The sequence below is a fragment of the Streptomyces sp. WMMC500 genome, from assembly GCF_027497195.1.
Lineage (GTDB): Bacteria > Actinomycetota > Actinomycetes > Streptomycetales > Streptomycetaceae > Streptomyces.
Window position 1 is genome coordinate 1,929,652 of sequence record NZ_CP114905.1, and the last position, 17,493, is coordinate 1,947,144.

Annotated in this window: 9 protein-coding genes; 5 read left to right on the forward strand and 4 right to left on the reverse strand. The window is 73.4% G+C overall.

What is annotated here, in order from left to right; all coding sequences use genetic code 11:
- Positions 1-59 precede the first annotated feature (59 nt).
- From O7599_RS07880 to O7599_RS07895, 4 genes are read left to right on the forward strand one after another with little or no spacing between them, the layout of a single operon-like run.
- A complete protein-coding gene (locus O7599_RS07880; RefSeq protein ID WP_281621396.1) occupies positions 60-464 on the forward strand; it encodes a CU044_2847 family protein in 405 nt (134 codons plus the stop codon).
- On the forward strand, positions 461-2,605 hold the full coding sequence (locus O7599_RS07885; RefSeq protein WP_281621397.1) for a trypsin-like peptidase domain-containing protein: 2,145 nt from the start codon (positions 461-463) through the stop codon (positions 2,603-2,605). Before O7599_RS07880 ends, O7599_RS07885 begins: the two co-directional genes overlap by 4 nt.
- Positions 2,602-3,552: a MoxR family ATPase gene (locus tag O7599_RS07890; RefSeq protein WP_281621398.1), complete on the forward strand. Its 951-nt coding sequence runs from the start codon at positions 2,602-2,604 to the stop codon at positions 3,550-3,552. The genes O7599_RS07885 and O7599_RS07890 overlap by 4 nt, the downstream gene beginning before the upstream one ends.
- 2 nt (positions 3,553-3,554) lie before the next feature.
- Positions 3,555-6,911: an SAV_2336 N-terminal domain-related protein gene (locus O7599_RS07895; protein ID WP_281621399.1), complete on the forward strand. Its 3,357-nt coding sequence runs from the start codon at positions 3,555-3,557 to the stop codon at positions 6,909-6,911.
- A 130-nt stretch (positions 6,912-7,041) separates the two neighbouring features.
- On the opposite strand, the gene O7599_RS07900 is transcribed toward O7599_RS07895, so the two are convergent.
- The 4 genes from O7599_RS07900 to O7599_RS07915 form a co-directional block, all read right to left on the reverse strand.
- Positions 7,042-7,785 (reverse strand): chitinase, encoded by a 744-nt coding sequence (locus O7599_RS07900; protein ID WP_281621400.1) that lies wholly within the window; start codon positions 7,783-7,785, stop codon positions 7,042-7,044.
- A 139-nt stretch (positions 7,786-7,924) separates the two neighbouring features.
- The gene (locus tag O7599_RS07905) at positions 7,925-8,647 is read right to left on the reverse strand and encodes a hypothetical protein (protein ID WP_281621401.1); all 723 of its coding nucleotides are present in this window, start codon (positions 8,645-8,647) and stop codon (positions 7,925-7,927) included.
- A 39-nt stretch (positions 8,648-8,686) separates the two neighbouring features.
- Positions 8,687-10,933, reverse strand: a complete 2,247-nt coding sequence (locus O7599_RS07910; RefSeq protein ID WP_281621402.1) for a hypothetical protein — start codon at positions 10,931-10,933, stop codon at positions 8,687-8,689.
- Positions 10,930-13,767 carry a glycoside hydrolase family 95-like protein gene (locus tag O7599_RS07915; RefSeq protein WP_348652594.1) on the reverse strand — a complete coding sequence of 946 codons (2,838 nt, stop codon included), beginning with the start codon at positions 13,765-13,767 and terminating at the stop codon, positions 10,930-10,932. The genes O7599_RS07910 and O7599_RS07915 overlap by 4 nt, the downstream gene beginning before the upstream one ends.
- A 405-nt stretch (positions 13,768-14,172) precedes the next feature.
- Here O7599_RS07915 and O7599_RS07920 point away from each other — a divergent pair, with 405 nt between their 5' ends.
- A complete protein-coding gene (locus O7599_RS07920) occupies positions 14,173-17,463 on the forward strand; it encodes a S8 family serine peptidase (RefSeq protein ID WP_281621404.1) in 3,291 nt (1,096 codons plus the stop codon).
- Positions 17,464-17,493 lie beyond the last annotated feature (30 nt).

Here is a 17,493-nt window from a genome sequence, read left to right on the forward strand (position 1 = left end):
GCCGCCCTGTTGCCGAAGTTCGCTTCCCGGAGGGCGACTTGTCCACGAGAATACGACCTGTGACCACATCGTCCGACTTCGAACTCGACGACGGGACTCCCGTCCGGTTCCTGCTCTCCCCCGCCGAGGGCGCCGCGGTGCCCTCGCAACAGGGCGACACGCCCGACGGCATGGGGAGGGCCGTTCCGGTCGGCGCCGCCGGCCGGGCCGTCGCCGCGTTGTCCGCCGGGGCGCTGCGCGGCACGCTGAAGCCGCTCGGGCCGCTCCTGCAAGGGGTGCACGACGCCGTCACCGCCACGCCGCAGCCGCCCTCCGACATCACCGTCACCCTGGGCGTTCAGGTCGGACAGGACCTCCGGCTCGGCATCGTGGGCGGCACGGCCCAGGCCCATCTCACGGTCACCGCGTGCTGGCGGCCGGACGAGGCCGGGGGCGGCCCGGCCCCCGGGGGGAGTGACGGGTGAGGTGGTTCGGATCCGCGTGGGACCCGGCCGACGATCCGGTCCACCACGTCGTGACCGTGCTGCAGGCCGATGGCCCGGAGCCGGCGGGCGCGGGTGTCGTCCTCGGTGACGACACGGTGCTGACCTGCGCGCACGTCGTCAATGCCGCGCTCGGCCGGCCCATGGTCGAATCCCGCCCGCCGCGGTCCGCGGAGCTCTCGGTGAAGGTCCGCGACGCCACACGCACCCGGCAGTTCACCGCCCGGGTCGCGCACTGGATCCCGCCGCGCACCCGCGACGGCGACCCCGTGCCCGAGGAGGACGACGAGTGGTTCGGGGACCTCGCCCTGCTGCGGGTCGACGGCCCCGCGGGCGGCCTGCCCGCCGCACCGGACAGAGCGCCGATGGCCGTGGGGCAGGAGGTGAGCGCCTGGCACGGCGGCGGCCGGCCCGCCTCGGTCGCCCGCCTCACCGTCGCCGCGCTGCACGGCTCCCGGGGGTATCTCGACGGCGAGCCGACCGGCATGGCCGTCGCCGTCGGCTACAGCGGGGGGCCGCTGTGGTGCCGGCGCCAGGAGGCCGTCGTGGGCCTGGTCGTCGCCCACTTCATGCCGCCCCGGGACCACCGCACGGGCGGCCCGCTGCCGCACAGCCCGCAGCACCTCATCCGGCGCAGTTGGTCCATCCCCTGGCAGCGGATCGAGGCCGAACTGCGCCCGCTGGGCGTGCTGGACGCCGTACCGCAGCCCTCCCCCGGGCTCGACGACCCGGCCTTCCTGCTGCTGACCAACGTCGTCGCGAACACGCTGCCCTCGTCCAGCTCCCGCACCGCGGCCGGCAAGCGGCTGGCCCAGACCTGCGGCGTCGGGTACGGAAGCGACATCACCCCGCCCGAGCCGGAGGACTTCGCCGCGTTCGCCCTGACGCATCCGCGGGCGCTCGCGGCCCTGTCCGGCATGCTGCGGCGGGACAGCCCCGGCGCCGCCGACCACGTGCTGGCGGCGGGGAGCCTGTCCCGTACGCCCAGGCTGCTGTCCCCGCAGGAGTACGCCGAGATGCGCAGGAGCCTGCGGGGCATGGACGCGGCGGTGGTCGCGCGGCTGCCCGAGGCGATGCGCGCCGCTCTGCCCCATCTGGCGTCCCTGCCCGGCGGCGACACGGTGGACGCACTGCTGGACAAGCTGGAGATGTTCCCCGGCGACGGCCACTCGGACGGCGGGGAGCGCAGGGTCCCGGCGCTGCTGCGCGTCATGGAGTACCTCGGCGTGCTGTGCCCCGGCCCCCGGCGGGCCCAGTTACGGCTGTGGGCGGACGGTGTCGCGCAGCGGCTGGGCATCCCGCGCGGGGCACTCGGCGAACGCCGGTCGGACGCCGAGGCGTGGCTGCGCTCGCTGCGCGACCGCTCCGCGCGGGTGCGCGTCCTGGTGCAGGTGACGCGGGCGGAACAGGGCGGGCACAGGCTGCGCCTGTGGTGCGACGAGGGGGACGGGCCCCGGCAGGTGTCGGCATCCGGCGTCAGGGCGTACTCGGCGTCGGAGGCCGCGCGCGAGGTGCTGCGCGTCCTGGACACCCTCACCCCGCCGGTGGCGGACGAGCGGCCGCCGCTGGTGGAGGTGATCGTGGACCGCGCCGGGCTCAACCTGCCCGTGGACGAGTGGGAGGCCCGCGACCCGGACGAGATCCTGCCCGGTGCGCTCGGGGTGGAGTTCCCGCTCGTGGTGCACTGCCCGGAACTCCTGCGCCGGCACGGTCGCTTCACGGCCCACTGGCGCAGCAGGTGGAGCAGGCTGGACTCGGGCAAGACGTTCGTCGTCTCGGAGCCCATGGACCGGGACGTGATCTACTCACGGCTGGTCAACAAGCTGGACACCGTCCGCGTCGCCGTCGATCTGCCGCCCGGGCGCCGGGACGGGATCGTGCAGACGTGCCTCGTCCTGGGCATACCGGTGGTGGTGTGGGATCGGGGCCGGGACGGAGCGTCACACGTGACCAAGCACATGTCCGCCGTCGCCACGCGCGAGTTGCCGGACGGCGTGCGCGACTACCGCGCGAACGCCAAGGCAAGTCCTCCGGAGTTTCCCGGCCGCCCGGTGCTGGCCTGGGCCGACGCCGACCACGCCGTGCCCCGGCTGCACCTCACAGAGCCCCAGGAGAATTCATGAAGCCTGCCCCCGAGGCCGACTGGCGCCTGTTCCTGGGCGACGGCGTTCCCCGCGTCGTCACCCTCCCCCAGGCGCCGCCGTGGCGCCGCTTCGCCCCGGCGCGCCCGCAGCTTCCGGAACTGCCGTACCTGATCGAGCGGCGGCACTCCGACGTCGTCAACGCGGCCCTGTACCTGCGCCGTCCGCTGCTCGTGACGGGTCCCGCGGGGACCGGGAAGTCGTCGCTGGCGCGCGCCGTCGCACACGAACTGCGCCTCGGCGAGCTGCTGCGCTGGCCGGTCAACAGCCGCTCGACCGTCAAGGACGCCCTCTACCAGTACGACGCGATCGGCCGGTTGCGCGAGACGACGCTGAGCCGGGACCGCGGCGAGAGCGAGCCGTCCATCGGCACGTTCATCCGGCTCGGCCCGCTGGGGACCGCGCTGGTGCCGTCGGCGACCCCCCGGGCCCTGCTCATCGACGAGATGGACAAGGGAGACGTCGACCTGCCCAACGACCTCCTGACCGTGTTCGAGGAGGGCCTCTTCAGCATCCCGGAGCTGACCAGGCTCCCGGAGCACATGGCCGAGGTGGAGGTGCAGACGTACGACCACAGGGGCTCGGTGGTGATCCCTCAGGGACGCGTCCAGTGCGTCGAGTTCCCGGTGATCGTCATCACCAGCAACGGAGAGCGCGACTTTCCGCCCGCGTTCCTGCGGCGCTGCGTCCGGCTCGACCTGCCCGTGCCCGACGAGGAGCGGCTGCGCGCCATCGTCGCCGCCCACCTGGGCGACGCCGCCCTGCGTGAGGCGGACGACCTGATCGAGACCTTCCTGCGGCGCCGCGCGCCGGGCGAACTGGCCACCGACCAGTTGCTCAACGCCGTGTTCCTGCGCGTCGGCGGCGTCGACCTCGACGCGGAGGGTCTGCTGGACGCGGTGCTGCACCAGTTGACCGGGGCGATGTAGCCGTGCCCGGCGGTGGGGAGCGGCTCGCCGAGGCGCTGCGGGTGCTCACGGCCTGCGGCTGCGAACTCGACGCGGACCAGGTGCTCGACGTGCTGTGGCTGGCGTCCCGCCTGCCCGCGAGCGCGCAGGCGCCGCTCCACCGGACGCCGGGCGCGACCGCCGGGCCGCCCGCCCAGCCGCCGCCCGCGGCGGAGCCGGATCCGGCCGCCGCCGACCGCCCCGTGCCCGAGCCCGACGACCCGGGGCTGCCCGACCTGACCGTACCGGCGCTGTACGCGGCGGCGCGCCAGTCCGCCGCGGCCACCGCGGAACCCCGGCCGGCGGGGCGGCCCGAGGAACCGCGCAAGGCCATGCCGGTACGGGCTCCCGAGCACAAGGCGCTCTCCGATGAGCTGGAACTGGGCCGCGCGCTGCGGCCGCTCAGGCGCCGGCAGGACAGCACCCACCGCTACGAGGTCGACGAGGAGCGGACGGCGGAGGAACTCGCCGAGACCGGCCTGGCCGACGTCGTGGAACGCCCGGTGCGCGAGCGCTGGCTGAACCTGATCCTGCTGGTCGACGACTGCCTGTCGATGCTGCTGTGGCACCGTCTCGGAGCCGAGCTGCGCACCCTGCTCGAACGGCTCGGCGCGTTCGCGACCACCCGCGTCCTCGGCCTCGACACCCGGGCGCGCCAACCCGCACTGCACGCCCGGCCGTTCCAGCAGAGCAGCATGAAGCTGCCGTTGAGCAGCGTGAACGACCCCTCGGGCCGGAGCCTCGTGCTGGTCGTCAGCGACGGCATGGGCGTCGCCTGGCGGACCGGCGCCATGCACGGGCTGCTCGCGAAGCAGGCGGCGAGCGGGCCGGTCGCGGTGCTGCACACCCTGCCGCCCGACATCTGGGAGTCGTCCGGAATCGCCGCGGAACGCTGGCAGGTCACCACCCGCCGGATCGGCGGCGCCAACACCTCCTGGACGGTCTCCGACCCGGTGCTGCCGCCCGGGCTCGTCGACTTCGACGGGTACGCCGTCCCCGTGCTGGAGCCGACTCCCGGCGCCCTGCGCGCGTGGGCCCATCTGCTCGCCTCCCCGGGTACCACCGCGGAGCTTCCGCTGCTCAGCCGGCCGAGCCGGCACGGCTCCGTCATCCCCGCCCGGCTCGCCGGCAGCGCCCAGCACTTCCGGGACGCGGCCACGCCCGAGGCGTACCGCCTGGCCGCCCATCTCGCCGCGGTGGCCCCGCTGTCGGTGCCGGTGATGCGGCTCGTGCAGACCGCCGTGCCGTGGCCGGCGACCACCTCGCACCTGGCCGAGGTGTTCCTCGGCGGGCTGATGCGGCCGCACCCCTCGCCGGTGCCCGGCCCGCTGCCCGCGAAGCACCGCGTCTTCGACTTCTCCGACGCGTCGAAGACGGTGCTCCTCGACGCGGTTCCGCAGGCCGAACTGCTGCGCACGAGTCGCCGCATCGGCCGCCGGCTCGAACAGCTCGCGGGCAGCTCACCGGAGTTTCCCGCCTGGCTCACGCACCCGGACGGCTTCGCCGACCTGCCGGCCTCGCACCATCCGTTCACCCACGTCGAGCGGCGGCTGCTCAGCCGGCTCGGCGTGTCGGTCGGGGAGCCGCTGCCCGGCACGGCACCCGGACCGGACGACGCCGACGGCACCGACTGGGGGCCGCTCACGGACGCCGACCCCCGGGAGGTCGGCCCGTACCGGATCACCGGCCGCCGCCGCGGCCGCCGCACCGTGGTCTACCGGGCGTTCGGCCCGCGCGGCACGCCCGCCGTGATCCGCATGCCGCGCCCCGACCTGCCGGCCGTGCACGCCCGGCTGATCGAGGTGGAGGCCGAGGTGCTCGGGCGGTTGCAGGGACAGCACGCCCCCAAACTGCTCGCCACCGGGCTGGACGACTCCCCGCCGTGGCTGGCGATGACGCCCGTCGCGGACGGCGACACCGGCGACAACCCGCCGCTGCTCCTTGAGGAGATCTTCGCGCAGGCCATGGCCGAGAGCGTCGCCCCCTTCGACATCCTGAGGGGCCTGCTCGTCTCCTGGTACCTGGCGAGCGCACTCGTCCAGTGCCACGCCAACGGGCTGGTCCTCGCCGACCTCAGCGCCGACCGCGTCTTCGTCCTGCGCCGCGACGTGGTCCTCGGCGACCTGTCCGACTGCGTCGTGGACGGCGAGTACCCGGAGTCCGGCCCGGCCCCGACCCGTGCGGACAACGTCCGCGCCCTCGGGGAGCTGCTCCAGATGATCGGCAGCAAGGCGGGCGTGGAACTCCCGGGCCTGCCGGAGGGGATGCACCTCTGGCAGGGCGGCACCTGGGAGAGCCTGCGGCTGCTCGTGCTGCGCTGCCTCGACCCGGATCCGGCGGCGCGCCCCGCCGCGAGCGAGGTCGCCGACCTCCTCGCCCGGTACGTCGCCCAGGCCCGGCTCGGCCAGGACACGGCCCCGGCACCGGTCCTCCCGCCGCGGCCGGCCCCCGCGCCGCTGACGCCGCCTCCCGTACGCGTTCCCTCGCCGGACCGGCTCGGGCCGCGCCTGCCGCGATTCGGGCAGGGCCGCCGGACGATGCAGGAACGCCTCGAACGGCTGCGGGTGCCGCTGAGCCGGAGCAGGCGGATCACCCTGGTCGGCGCGTATCACTACAGCGGCCGGGCCACGACCACCGTCGCCCTCGGCTCGCTCCTCGCCGCGGTGCGGGGCGAACCGGTCCTGGCGCTCGACGGAGCGGCCACCGACGGCTCGCTCCACGCCTACGTCCGGGGCCGCGGCGAGGCGCGCCTGCGCGACCTGGCGCTGCTGCCGGCAGACCCGACCTATCCGCAGATCAGCGCACTGACCACGGAACTGGACTCGGGTCTCGAGATCGTCGCCCACAGGGACGGCTACATCTCGCCGAACCCCGCCCACGCGTACGAGTACGACCAGGTCCTGGCGCACGTCGCGCCGCACTATCCCTTCGTGCTCACCGACTGGAGTCTGCTGCGCCTCGACCGGGCCGCGGACTTCGTCCTGAACCGGACCGACCGGCTCGTCCTCTGCTGCGGTACGGCCGACTGGTTCATCGACGCGGCCGCACGCTCCCTGGCCGCGCTGCGCGAGGGCGGGCACGAGGACCTGGCGCGCGAGGTGATCGTCGTCGCCACGCGGATCGAACAGCCCTCCAGCCGCGACGTCAGCGCCAGGATCGCCCAGCGACTGGGCGTCGACCGGGACCAGGTGGTGCAGGTCCCGTTCGACGGCTCGCTCCGCTCGGGGGGCTTCGGCCTGACCAGGCTCCGGGTGGCGACGACGGACGCCTTCCTCCGCCTCGCCGAACTGATCGTGGGACCCGGCGACGGTGACCCGGGCCCACCGGAGGACCCGCGGTGACGGTACGCCGGGCCGCACTCCGGGGAGTCCGGTCGCACCGGTGCCGCGGGCGCCACACCTGCCTCCAGTGGGGGGTGGGGTTGCAGGCAGATGACGGCGCCCGCGCCGCGGGGGTACCGCGGGTCGTCGTCTAGCAGCTCAGGTTGCCACCGGGGGAGACACCGAGGATCTGCGTGAACTGCGTGTACTTGTTGATGCGGCTCTGCACCTGGGCGGGGTTGCCGCCGTTGCACTCCAGGGCGCCGTTGATCGAGCGGATGGACTCACCGAAGCCGGCGCCGCTGGTCATCGCCCGGTGCCCGGACATGGTGCCGGGGCCGGACTGCGTCATCCAGTACCACAGGCCGGTCTTCCACGCGACGGCCGCGTTCCGCTCCACCTGCCAGGGGTCGTTCAGCAGGTTGATGCCCAGCGCGTCGCCGGCGGCCTTGTAGTTGAAGTTCCAACTGAGCTGGATGGGACCGCGGCCGTAGTACGCGGCCTGACCCGCGGGGCAGCCGTAGGGCTGGCTCCAGTCACAGTAGTGCGGCCAGTTGGCCTGGTTCTGCTCGACGATGTGGACGAGGCCGCCCGTCTCGTGGCTGACGTTGGCGAGGAAGGCCGCGGCCTCCCGCCGCTGGGTCGTCGCGTCGCCGGTGGTCGCGAAGGCGGGGTAGGCGCTCATGGCGGTGGTGAGGCCGCTGTACGTGTAGAACGAGTTCCGGCCCGGGAACATCTGGTTGAACTGCGCCTCGCTGACGACGAAGGCCGCCGCCGCGTCCCGGTCGCGGGACTCGTCGGCGGTCGCGGTGACGGGGACGACCACGGCGAGAGCCGACGCCAGGGCGGCTGTCGCGAATAACGCCTTGAGCTTTGTTCCGAGTTTCCTCAGCATCCGATCGCTCCTCGTGGGGGGTGCCCGGCGGGTCGCACCGGCCATGGATTGACGGTACACAGTCAAGCACCATTGGTCTGCACCAAGCAAGGTGCAGACCAATGGCATCCCGGAGCGGGGACGAGGACCGGCCATCCGCTCAGTCGACGTCTCCATACGACGTCCCGACCTTCAGGGCGTCCACGTAGTGGTCCACCGAGTTGGCGTCGGCGCCGTAGACACCCCACTTCGGGTGGTTCTCGCTGTCGAAGGTCCGGCAGGCCCAGCGCTGGGTGCCGTCGCTGAACGTCTGCTTGGCACCGTTGATCCACAGCTCGACCCAGCCGCCGCGGGTCTGGTCGGACAGGTGCAGGCCGACGACGATGTGGTTCCAGGTGTTCGCGGAGACGGACCGCGACCAGATCGTGTGCACGGTGCCGCCGGGCTGTCGCTGGATCATCGTGAGCCTGCCGCCCACCATCTTGAGCACGACCGGCCAGTTCTGCTGGTGGTTGCCGTAGGACTTCCACTGGAAGACCGCGTTGTTGTCGACCGTGCTGGAGAGCCTGCTGCTCCAGCCCAGGTAGCGGGTGCTGCCGTTGGTGAACGTGTAGTCGTCGCCGTTCACCGCGATGCCGCGGCTCTCGCAGCGCTCCAGGCCCGACGGCTTGCGGTAGCGCCACACCCTGCCCCGCGCGGAGTCGTCCACCGCGGTCACGCCGCCGGGCGCGGCGCAGTTGCTGCCGATGTGGGCGAAGACCCCGGTGCCCCGGGAGGCGTCGCCGTCCCAGATCACCGTGGCCTGCGCCGGTCCGGCCGGCAGGGTCACGGCGGCCACCGCCGCCGTGCAGACCGCTGCCAGTGCCGTGCGCATGTGCTTCATACGGGCCTCCTGTTCCGGTCGGTGGGGGTGGGACGTCCGTCAGGGCAGGCCCCAGGAGGGGGCCTCCCCGACGGCCGGGACGTCCCGCGGCTCGAACCGCGGCCGTTCGCCGCGGCGGGTCACCAGGGCCGTACGGCCGCGGCGCAGCGCGACGGCGATGGTGCCGTCGCCGCGGTCGCGGTAGGGCAGCCGGGAGCCGGTCGCCTTGTCGCGGACGTCGAGGGCGCCGTCGATGCCGTGCCGCAGCACCAGCGGCTCGCCCGCCTCGCTCGCGACGGCGACCCAGTCGGTACGGCCCCGCGACCGGGAGGCGTCGACGAGGAAGGCTCCCTGCGTACGGACCCGGGAGAGCGAGGCGTCCGGCCAGTCCGGCGGCACGGCGGGGAAGACCCCGACCACGCCGCCGTGGCTCCGGACGACCATGTCGAGCAGCGACTGGCCCGCGCTGACGGGGCTCTCCAGGGCGAAGTTGGAGCCCTCCCGGTACATGGTGTTCGGCGTCAGGGCGCAGTTGTCCACCACGTTGCCGTCGAGGTAGAAGCGCAGGTGGGCCAGGGCCGCCGCGCCGTTGCCGAAGAGGGTCTCCATGGAGGCGGCGGTGGCGTAGCTGTAGCCGTGCCAGCGCACCTGCATGGAGGTCCAGTGGTCGAAGGTGCGCCGCTCCAGCCTCTCCTGCAGCGGGTAGAGCCACAGCAGGTGGGAGAAGTGGCGGTGGGACTCGGCGAGGGGCACGCCGTCGCCGATCATGACGCCGTTCTCGCCCTCGTGGTATGGGACGAGGCGGGCGAGGACGTCGCGCCACCGCGCCTCGTGCGGGTCGTCCAGGCGCAGTCGCCTCGCCGCGGCCAGCAGGGCCGTGCACCCCCACCTCAGCAGCGACAGGTCGTAGGTGCAGTCGGCGGCGTTCGCGTACTCGGGCGAACGCGTCTCGGGCAGGTGCAGCCTGCCGTCCGCGCCCTCGGTGAGGAAGCGGGCGTGGTGGTGCACGGCCTTGGTGAGCACCGGGTGGATGACGTGCCGCAGCACCTCGTCGTCCATGTGGTGCCGGTAGGTGACCCAGGTGTTGTGCAGCGCCCAGATGAGGTTGCCGGTGTGGTCGTTGGGGTTGATCCCGGGGCGGCCGACGTAGCGGGGGCCGGAGCGCAGCTTCCAGTCGCCGGGGTGGCAGAGCGCGTACGTCTCGCCGTCGCGCAGGTCCGGCCAGATGTTGGTCTCCAGGTTCTCGTGGAAGCGGGCGAAGGTGGGGGTGATGGCGTCCAGTTCGCGGTGGTTGGAGCCGTCGGCCAGCGGATAGGTGACCTGGACGTTGGTGTTCCACCAGATGTTGGTCCAGCCGTTGCCCGACTCGGGGAACCAGGGCCCGAAGACGGGCGTGACCGGGCCGCCCGCGCGGGTGGCGCAGGCCAGCTTGTAGAGCTGGATCCAGTAGAAGCGCTGCACCTTCTTGTCCGGTACGGAGACCAGGCTGCGCCGGTAGAAGGCGTGCCACCACCGGCGGTGCCGGGCGATGTCGCGGTCGGGGGAGCCGTCGAGGGCTTCGGTGACCGCACGGACCGCCTGCTCGCGGCCGGTCGAGTCCGGGTGTCCGTACGCGACGGACGCCGCCAGCAGACGGCGCGTACCGAAGCGCACCTCGCGCCAGGCGGTGGTGTAGCCGCCGCCCGCGTGCAGCGGCTGCTCGACCAGGCCGGGGGCGACGGCGGGGTCCGGGTTCGCGGTGTACTCCGGCGGGAGCCGGATGGTGCGGGTCGTACGGGACGGCAGCGGGGTGAAGCCCCAGGCCGCGGACTCCTCGCCCGCGGTGGGTTCGAGCCGGACGAGCAGCACGTCGCGGTGGTTCAGGATCAGGGCGCTGAACCGCGCGCCGCCCCGAGTGGTGGTGATCGTGCCGGACAGCTCCGCGCCGGCGAGGTCGAGCCGCCAGTCCACGGCCGTGAGGGCGCCGGCGAAGGTGAGGGTGAGGAAGCCGACGCCGAGGCGCGAGTAGCCGATCGCGGCCTCCCACTGGCCGCGCTGGTCCTGCACCAGACCGTTGTTGATCATGATGCGCAGGACGTTCGGGTCGTCCGGCTTCCGGTAGAGGTGCGCGGCCAGGTAGCCGTTGCCGAGGAACGGGCCTTCCTGCCAACTGGTGGGAATGCGCTTCCAGATCATCGCGGCGTCGTCGAGCAGGTCCCCGTGCACGTCGCGGTGGTGCGGGCGGCTGGCCCACGCCACCGGCGAGCCCGCCGCGAGGACGGCACCCGAGGTGCCCGCGACGAAGGCCCGGCGGTTGAGCGGTGTCATGGCTTCGGCCTTTCCAGGGAGACGGCGAACAGGTGCACCTGCGGACGGGTGGTCACCGGGAGGGTGAGGGTGCGCAACTCCCTGGCGGGGTCGAGGGCGGTCACGGTCGCGAAGATGCCGACCTTGGTGGAGTTCGGGCCGCTCGCGCCGTGCCGGCGGGTGGTGCGCAGCACCTCCGTGTTGCCGGGCAGAGGTTGCCTGCCCCAGTCGGTGAGCGCGAACTCCAGCTCTGCGGTGGAGCCGTCGGCGTAGCCGGCGACCAGCCGGGCGGCGGTGAGGTCGCCGCCGCTCGCGGCGCCCATCAGGTGGACTCCGGCGTAGCGGCCGGGCGGGACGGTGAGCCGGCTGCCGTTGCCGGTGACGTTGTTGGCCGCCCCGTTCCCGTAGGCCGGGAAGGTGAAGCGCAGCCCCTCCCACAAGAGGTCGCCGGGCGGCGGCAGTTGCTCGGCCGGGTAGGTGAAGCCGGAGCCGTCGAAGTCGCCGTCGGCCATGGCGGTCTCGTACGAGACGCCGTCGTTGTCGGCGTGGCCGGACAGGTCGACGGGGACGGTCTCGCCGGGCGGCGGCACGGCCTTCAGGCCCCACGGGTCCGCGGGCCGGCTGATCGGCACCGGCGCGATCTCGAAGCGCCGGGTGTCGCGGCGGCGGATGAGCGCCTCGCCGTGCCGCGGCAGGTCGAGTTCGATGGTCTCCTCCCCCGCCGGTCCTTCACCCGCCGGGCGCCAGCGGGCGCCGTCGACCTCGACGGGGCCGGTGATCCCGTGGCGCACCCGGCACGGTTCGCCGGCCAGGCTGCGCACCCGTATCCAGCGGGTGGCGCCGCCCTCCCGTACCGCGGAGACCTCGAAGGCGCCCTCGGTACGGAAGTCGTGCACCACCGCGTCCGCCCAGTCCGCGGGCACCGCGGGGAAGACGCGGATCACGCCGCCCCAGCTCTGCACCAGCATGTCGTGGAGGGACTGGGCGGCGGACAGGGGCGTCTCGATGACCGGGCCGCCGCCCTCCTTGTACATGGTGTTGGGCTTGATGAAGCCCTGGGCCATCAGCTCGTCGAGGTAGTGCAGGCTGTCGTCGCCGCGGCCCATGCCGGCGGCGAGGGAGGCGGCGCCGGTGAAGCTGTAGCCCTGGAGGGCGCCGGTGAAGCCGATCCAGTGGTTCAGCGACTTCTCGATCAGCTCGCGCTTGTCCGGCTGCTCCCAGGTGATCTCGTACAGCGGGTAGACCTGCAGCAGGTGGGAGTAGTGGCGGTGCGACCTGGCGAACGGCACGCCCGCGCCGACCATGTAGCCGTTCTCGTCCACGGCGTAGTCGGCGAGCCGGGCGAGCACGTCGCGCCAGCGGGGGGCGAGTGCGTCGTCGGTGCCGAGCCGCTCGGCGGCGGCGAGCAGGGCGGTGCAGCCCCAGCGCAGCAGCGCCAGGTCGTACGTGCAGTCCGGGGCGCCGCCGTACTCGGGCGAGAAGGTGGTCGGCAGGTGGAGGCGGCCGTCCGCACCCTCGGTGAGGAAGTGCAGGTAGTAGTTGACCGAGCGGCGCAGCAGCGGGAAGAGGACGTCGCGCAGCACGTCGTCGTCCATGGAGTGCCGGTAGGACAGCCAGACGTTGTGCAGCGCCCAGGTGAGGTTGCCGATCTCGGGCTCGCCCTGTCCGGGGATGCCGACCTGGGCGCCGCGCGCGAAGATGTCGGTGCTGCGGGAGACTCCGGCCGAGTCGTGCCGGAACTGCGGCGGCACGTGGTCGATGAGGACCTGCCGGTGCTCGTCCACGGTGCGGGTGAGCGCGTCGAGTTCGGGGTGGTTGGAGCCGTTGATCAGCCAGTACTCGAGCTGGACGTTGAGGTTCCACCAGGCGTTGGGCCAGCCGGTGGGCTGCAGCCACGGGCCGGTGGTGGCCATCACGGGTGCGCCCTCACGGGTGGCTGAGGCGATCTTGTAGAGCTGGATCCAGTAGAAGCTCTGCAGCCGCTGGTCGGGGACGGAGAGGAAGCTCCTGGGGTAGAAGCCGTGCCACCACTCCAGGTGGGATCTGCGCAGCAGGCTCGGCGGGCGGGCGCGGGCGGCGCGCAGGTTCTCGACCGCGCGGGTCTCGGCGGTCTCGTCCGGGTGCGAGTGGGCGACGGTGACGTACAGGTGGCGCGCGCCGTCGCGCTCGGTCTCGGCGTGGGCGGTCACGTACTGGCCGCCGGCCAGCAGCGGCTGCACGACGAGGTCGACGTCGCCGTGGGACGTCCGCCGGGAGTCCGGGTTGGGGACGTACGACGGGTCGGGGTTGGTGCGCTGGCGCGGACTGACCGACGGCTCGGGCGTGAACGTCCACGCCGCCTTCCGCTCGCCGCGGCTCGGCTCCAGGCTCACGACCATGACCGGGCGTTCGGCGTGCACGTACGCGCGCAGCCCGATGGTCCCGAGGGTGGTGGTGATCCGGCCGGTCAGCTCCGCGTCCCACAGGCTCAGGCGCCAGTCGACGCCGGTGACGGTGCCCTGCGGGGTCAGCGTCAGGAAGCCGATGGGCAGCCGGCACAGGCCGTACTTGGCGTCGAGTTCGGGGCGGTGGTCCTGCACCTCGCTGTGCTGGACGTCGAACCGGACCTCGTTCGTGAACTGCGGGAGGCAGACCGTGGACGCGAGGAATCCGTTGCCGAGGAACGGGCCTTCGTACCACTGGCGCGGGGGCCGTCCCCAGACGAGGTCCTGGCCCTTCAGGAACCGGGCCCACGCGCCGCCGCGGCGCATCCCGTCGCGGACGGGCGGGAGTCCGGCGTGGTCGGCCGCGGAGTCGGCCCCTGCGGCGGCCGGGGCGGCGGCGCCCAAGGCGGCCGAGGCACCCGTCGCGGTCACAGCTCCGAGGAATGTGCGCCTGGACGAGGAGGATTCGGGCATCCATGCCGCCTCTCTGCGCCGATACATGGGACGACCCGAAGAATCAGGGATGTTGCATGTTCCCGTCAACCCATGAGCGAGGGATTGATCGGAGGACTGACGTGACGTGGCCGGCTCCGGAGAGGTCGGGCCGCTCTCGACGACCGCTTTGTCCGAGTTGATCAGGACCTGAACATTGACGAGTTCTGATCCGGCGTCGAGTCTTCCGATGTCTGCGGTGCGCTGGGATCATCTGGCCAATTGGTCCATACCTTTGGGAGGTCATCCGTGCACCATCCCCTTCGGACATTAGTCGCAGGCGGCACAAGGCCAGCCCTGCATGTACATGCCACACGCAGGTCAGCCCGTCTCCTGCTCGCCGCCGTGCTCGCCGCCCCGCTCGCCGTGGCCGCGCCGAGTGCCGCGGCGCCGCCGTCGCCGCTGGCGGCGCAGGAACCCGAGCGCACAGTTTCGGCCACGTCCGTCACGCTCATCACCGGCGACACGGTCCACCTCAGCCGTGCCCCCGACGGCACCGAGAGCACCGTGGTCGCCCCCGGCCCCGGCCGCGAGGACGTCACGTTCGTCTCGCGCACCGACGCCGACGGGCACCGGCACGTCGTGCCCACCGACGCGGGCGCGCTCGTCGAGGCCGGCCGGCTCGACCCCCGGCTCTTCGACGTCGACCAGCTCGTCGAGTTCGGCTACACGGACGCCCGGCGGGACACCATCCCGCTGATCGTCTCCGGTTCGGAAGGCTCCCCCTCGGCCCCTCGGGGGGCGGAGCGGACCCGGACGCTGCCGAGCATCGACGGTGCCGCGCTGACCGCGGACAAGGACAGCGCGGCCACGTTCTGGAAGTCGCTGGCCGGTGAGCGCCCGGAGCGGACGTTCGCCGCGCCCGGCGTCCGGAAGGTGTGGCTGAACGGCAGGTCGAAGGTCGCCGACGAGCAGTCCAACGCGCAGATCGGCGTCCCGGCCGCGCGCGCGGCCGGCTACGACGGCAGCGGCGTCACCGTCGCCGTCCTGGACACCGGTGTCGACACCGCCCACCCTGACCTGGCGGGCGTCGTCACCGAGACCCGGGACTTCACCGGCAGCCCCGACGGGGTCAAGGACAACGTCGGACACGGCACCCACGTCGCCTCGATCGTCGCCGGCACCGGCGCGCAGAGCGCCGCCAACGAGGGCGTCGCCCCCGGGGCGGACGTCATCGCGGGCAAGGTCTGCGGTACGCGGTTCTGCGAGGACGCGGCGATCATCGCCGGGATGGAGTGGGCCGCGGGCAAGGCCGACATCGTCAACCTCAGCCTGGGCACGGACGGGGGCGCCCCCGTCTCGCACCCGCTGGCACAGGCCGCCGAGTCCCTGACGGCCGAGACCGGCACGCTCTTCGTCGCCGCGTCCGGCAACAGCGGCTCCTCCTACACGGTCAGCGCACCCGCCTCCGCGAACGCCGCCCTCGCGGTGGGCAGTGTCGGCCGTACCGACGCGCTGAGCTCGTTCTCCAGCGAGGGTCCGCGGACCGGCGACGACGCGGTCAAGCCGGACATCGCCGCGCCCGGCGAGGACATCGTCGCGGCCCGCGCGACGGGCACGTCGATGGGTGCGCCGGTGGACGAGCACTACACCGCCGCCTCCGGTACGTCGATGGCCTCCCCGCACGTCGCCGGGACGGCGGCGCTGCTGGCCCAGGCCCGGCCCGACTGGCAGGCCGACAGGCTGAAGGCCGCGCTGGTCGGCAGCAGCGCGCCGGGGCAGGACCTCGGCGCGTTCGGCGCCGGCGCCGGCCGCGTCGACGCCGCCCGGGCGGTGACCCAGACGGTGTTCGCGAACTCCGCCGTGAGCTTCGAGAGCGTCGCCTGGCCGCACGACTCCGCCCCGGCGCAGACGGAGACGGTGACGTACCGCAACGAGGGCGACGCCCCCGTCACCCTGGACCTCGCCGTCTCCGGCTCCGACGCCGTCAGCGCCGAGCCCGCGACGCTCACCGTGCCGGCCGGCGGCACCGCCGAGGCCACCGTCACGCTCGACCCGGCCGGGCTCCCCACGGTGGGCGGCGCGATCGGCGCGCACCTCACCGCGGCGGCCGAGGGCGTCTCCGTGCGCACGGCGGTCGGGGTCACCGCGGAGCCCGAGTCGTACGACGTGACCGTCACGGTCCTGGACCGCAACGGTGAGCCCGCGGACTCCTCGCTCCACCAGTCCCTGGACTTCTACGGCCACACCCTGCCCGGCGACTGGGCCGTCGACGCGGACATCGTCGACGGCGTCGCCAAGGTCCGGCTGCCGAAGGGCGACTACTCCTACACGGGATACGTCAGCACCGCGGCGGACGCCGGGCCGAACACGACGATGCACGTCGGCCCCAAGATCACCGTCGAGAAGGACACGGCGCTCACGCTCGACTCCCGCGGCGGCAACCTGGTCCGCCCCTCGGTGGCGGACCGTCCGGACGCCGTGCACAAGTCGACCAGCTTCGAGCTGGACCTCGACTTCGCGGGCCGCGGGCTGAACGCCCCGGTGATCGCAGAGGGCGACGAGGAGCTGTACGTCGTGCCGGCGGCCAACGACGCCGCGGACGTCCGGATCCGCGCGGGCGTGTCCACCGTCTACGGCCCGCCCGAGGGCGAGGCGCGGCAGGACCAGTACTACCTGACCGACACGCTGCCCGAGAACGTGATCCCCGCGGATCTGCAGCGGGAGTGGCGGACCGCGGAGCTGGGGCGGCGGAAGGTGGAGTTCACCTCGCAGGGTCTCGCCAGCGACGCCGAACTGGCCCGGCTGCCGGTCTACTCCCCGAGCCTGGGCTTCCGCTTCGGCCTCTATCACACGGTGTCCGCGCCGAGCACCCGCACCGACTACCTGAGCCCGGAGGCCACCTGGTCGTCGATCATGACCTTCCAGCGGCCCGCCGGGCAGCCCCGGCAGGCTCCGTACGGCGAGGAGTGGGTCGAGACGGGCAAGCCGGTGGCCGGCAAGTCCCTGCCGGAGACGTGGAACGGGGCGTCGGTGGCCCCCCGGCTGGACGCCGGCATCCAGATGGGCGTCTACCGCTTCGGCAGCGACCTGCAGACCATCGTGCCGATGTTCTCGCCGTCGGGTCCGGGGTCGTACAACTTCGCCCCGCACCAGAGCATCACCGCCACCGGCGACACCAGCCTCCAACTGGAGGGCTACGACCCGGTGTCCACCGGCGCGCCGGGGCTCGGCGGCTTCGGCGGGCTTCCGGCGGAGTCCTCCCGCTACACCCTGCGGGCGTCGGCGACGCGCGCGGACGCGCTGAAGTGGTACGAGAACAGCACGAAGACGGAGGCCACCTGGGAGTTCACCTCCTCCGCAGAGGACCCGACCATCCTGCCGCTGATGTTCTTCGACACCACCGGCGACTTCGACGGCCTCAACCGCGCCCGCAGCGGCCCCGCCGTCCTGTCGGTCGACGTGCAGCGCCAGGGGCACCCGGCGGACGCGCCGGCGGTCGAGAAGGTCACGGCCGAGTTCTCGACGGACGACGGCGCCACCTGGCGGCGCGCCCCGGTCGCGCAGGTCGGCGGCGAGTGGAAGGCGCTCGTGGTCAACCCGCGCGAGGGCTTCGTCTCGCTGCGCCTGTCCGCCGCCGACGCGGCGGGTGACACGCACAGTTCGACGGTGATACGGGCCTACGGGATCCGCTGACCCGCACCGCGGGCGAGGGCCGGGGCGACA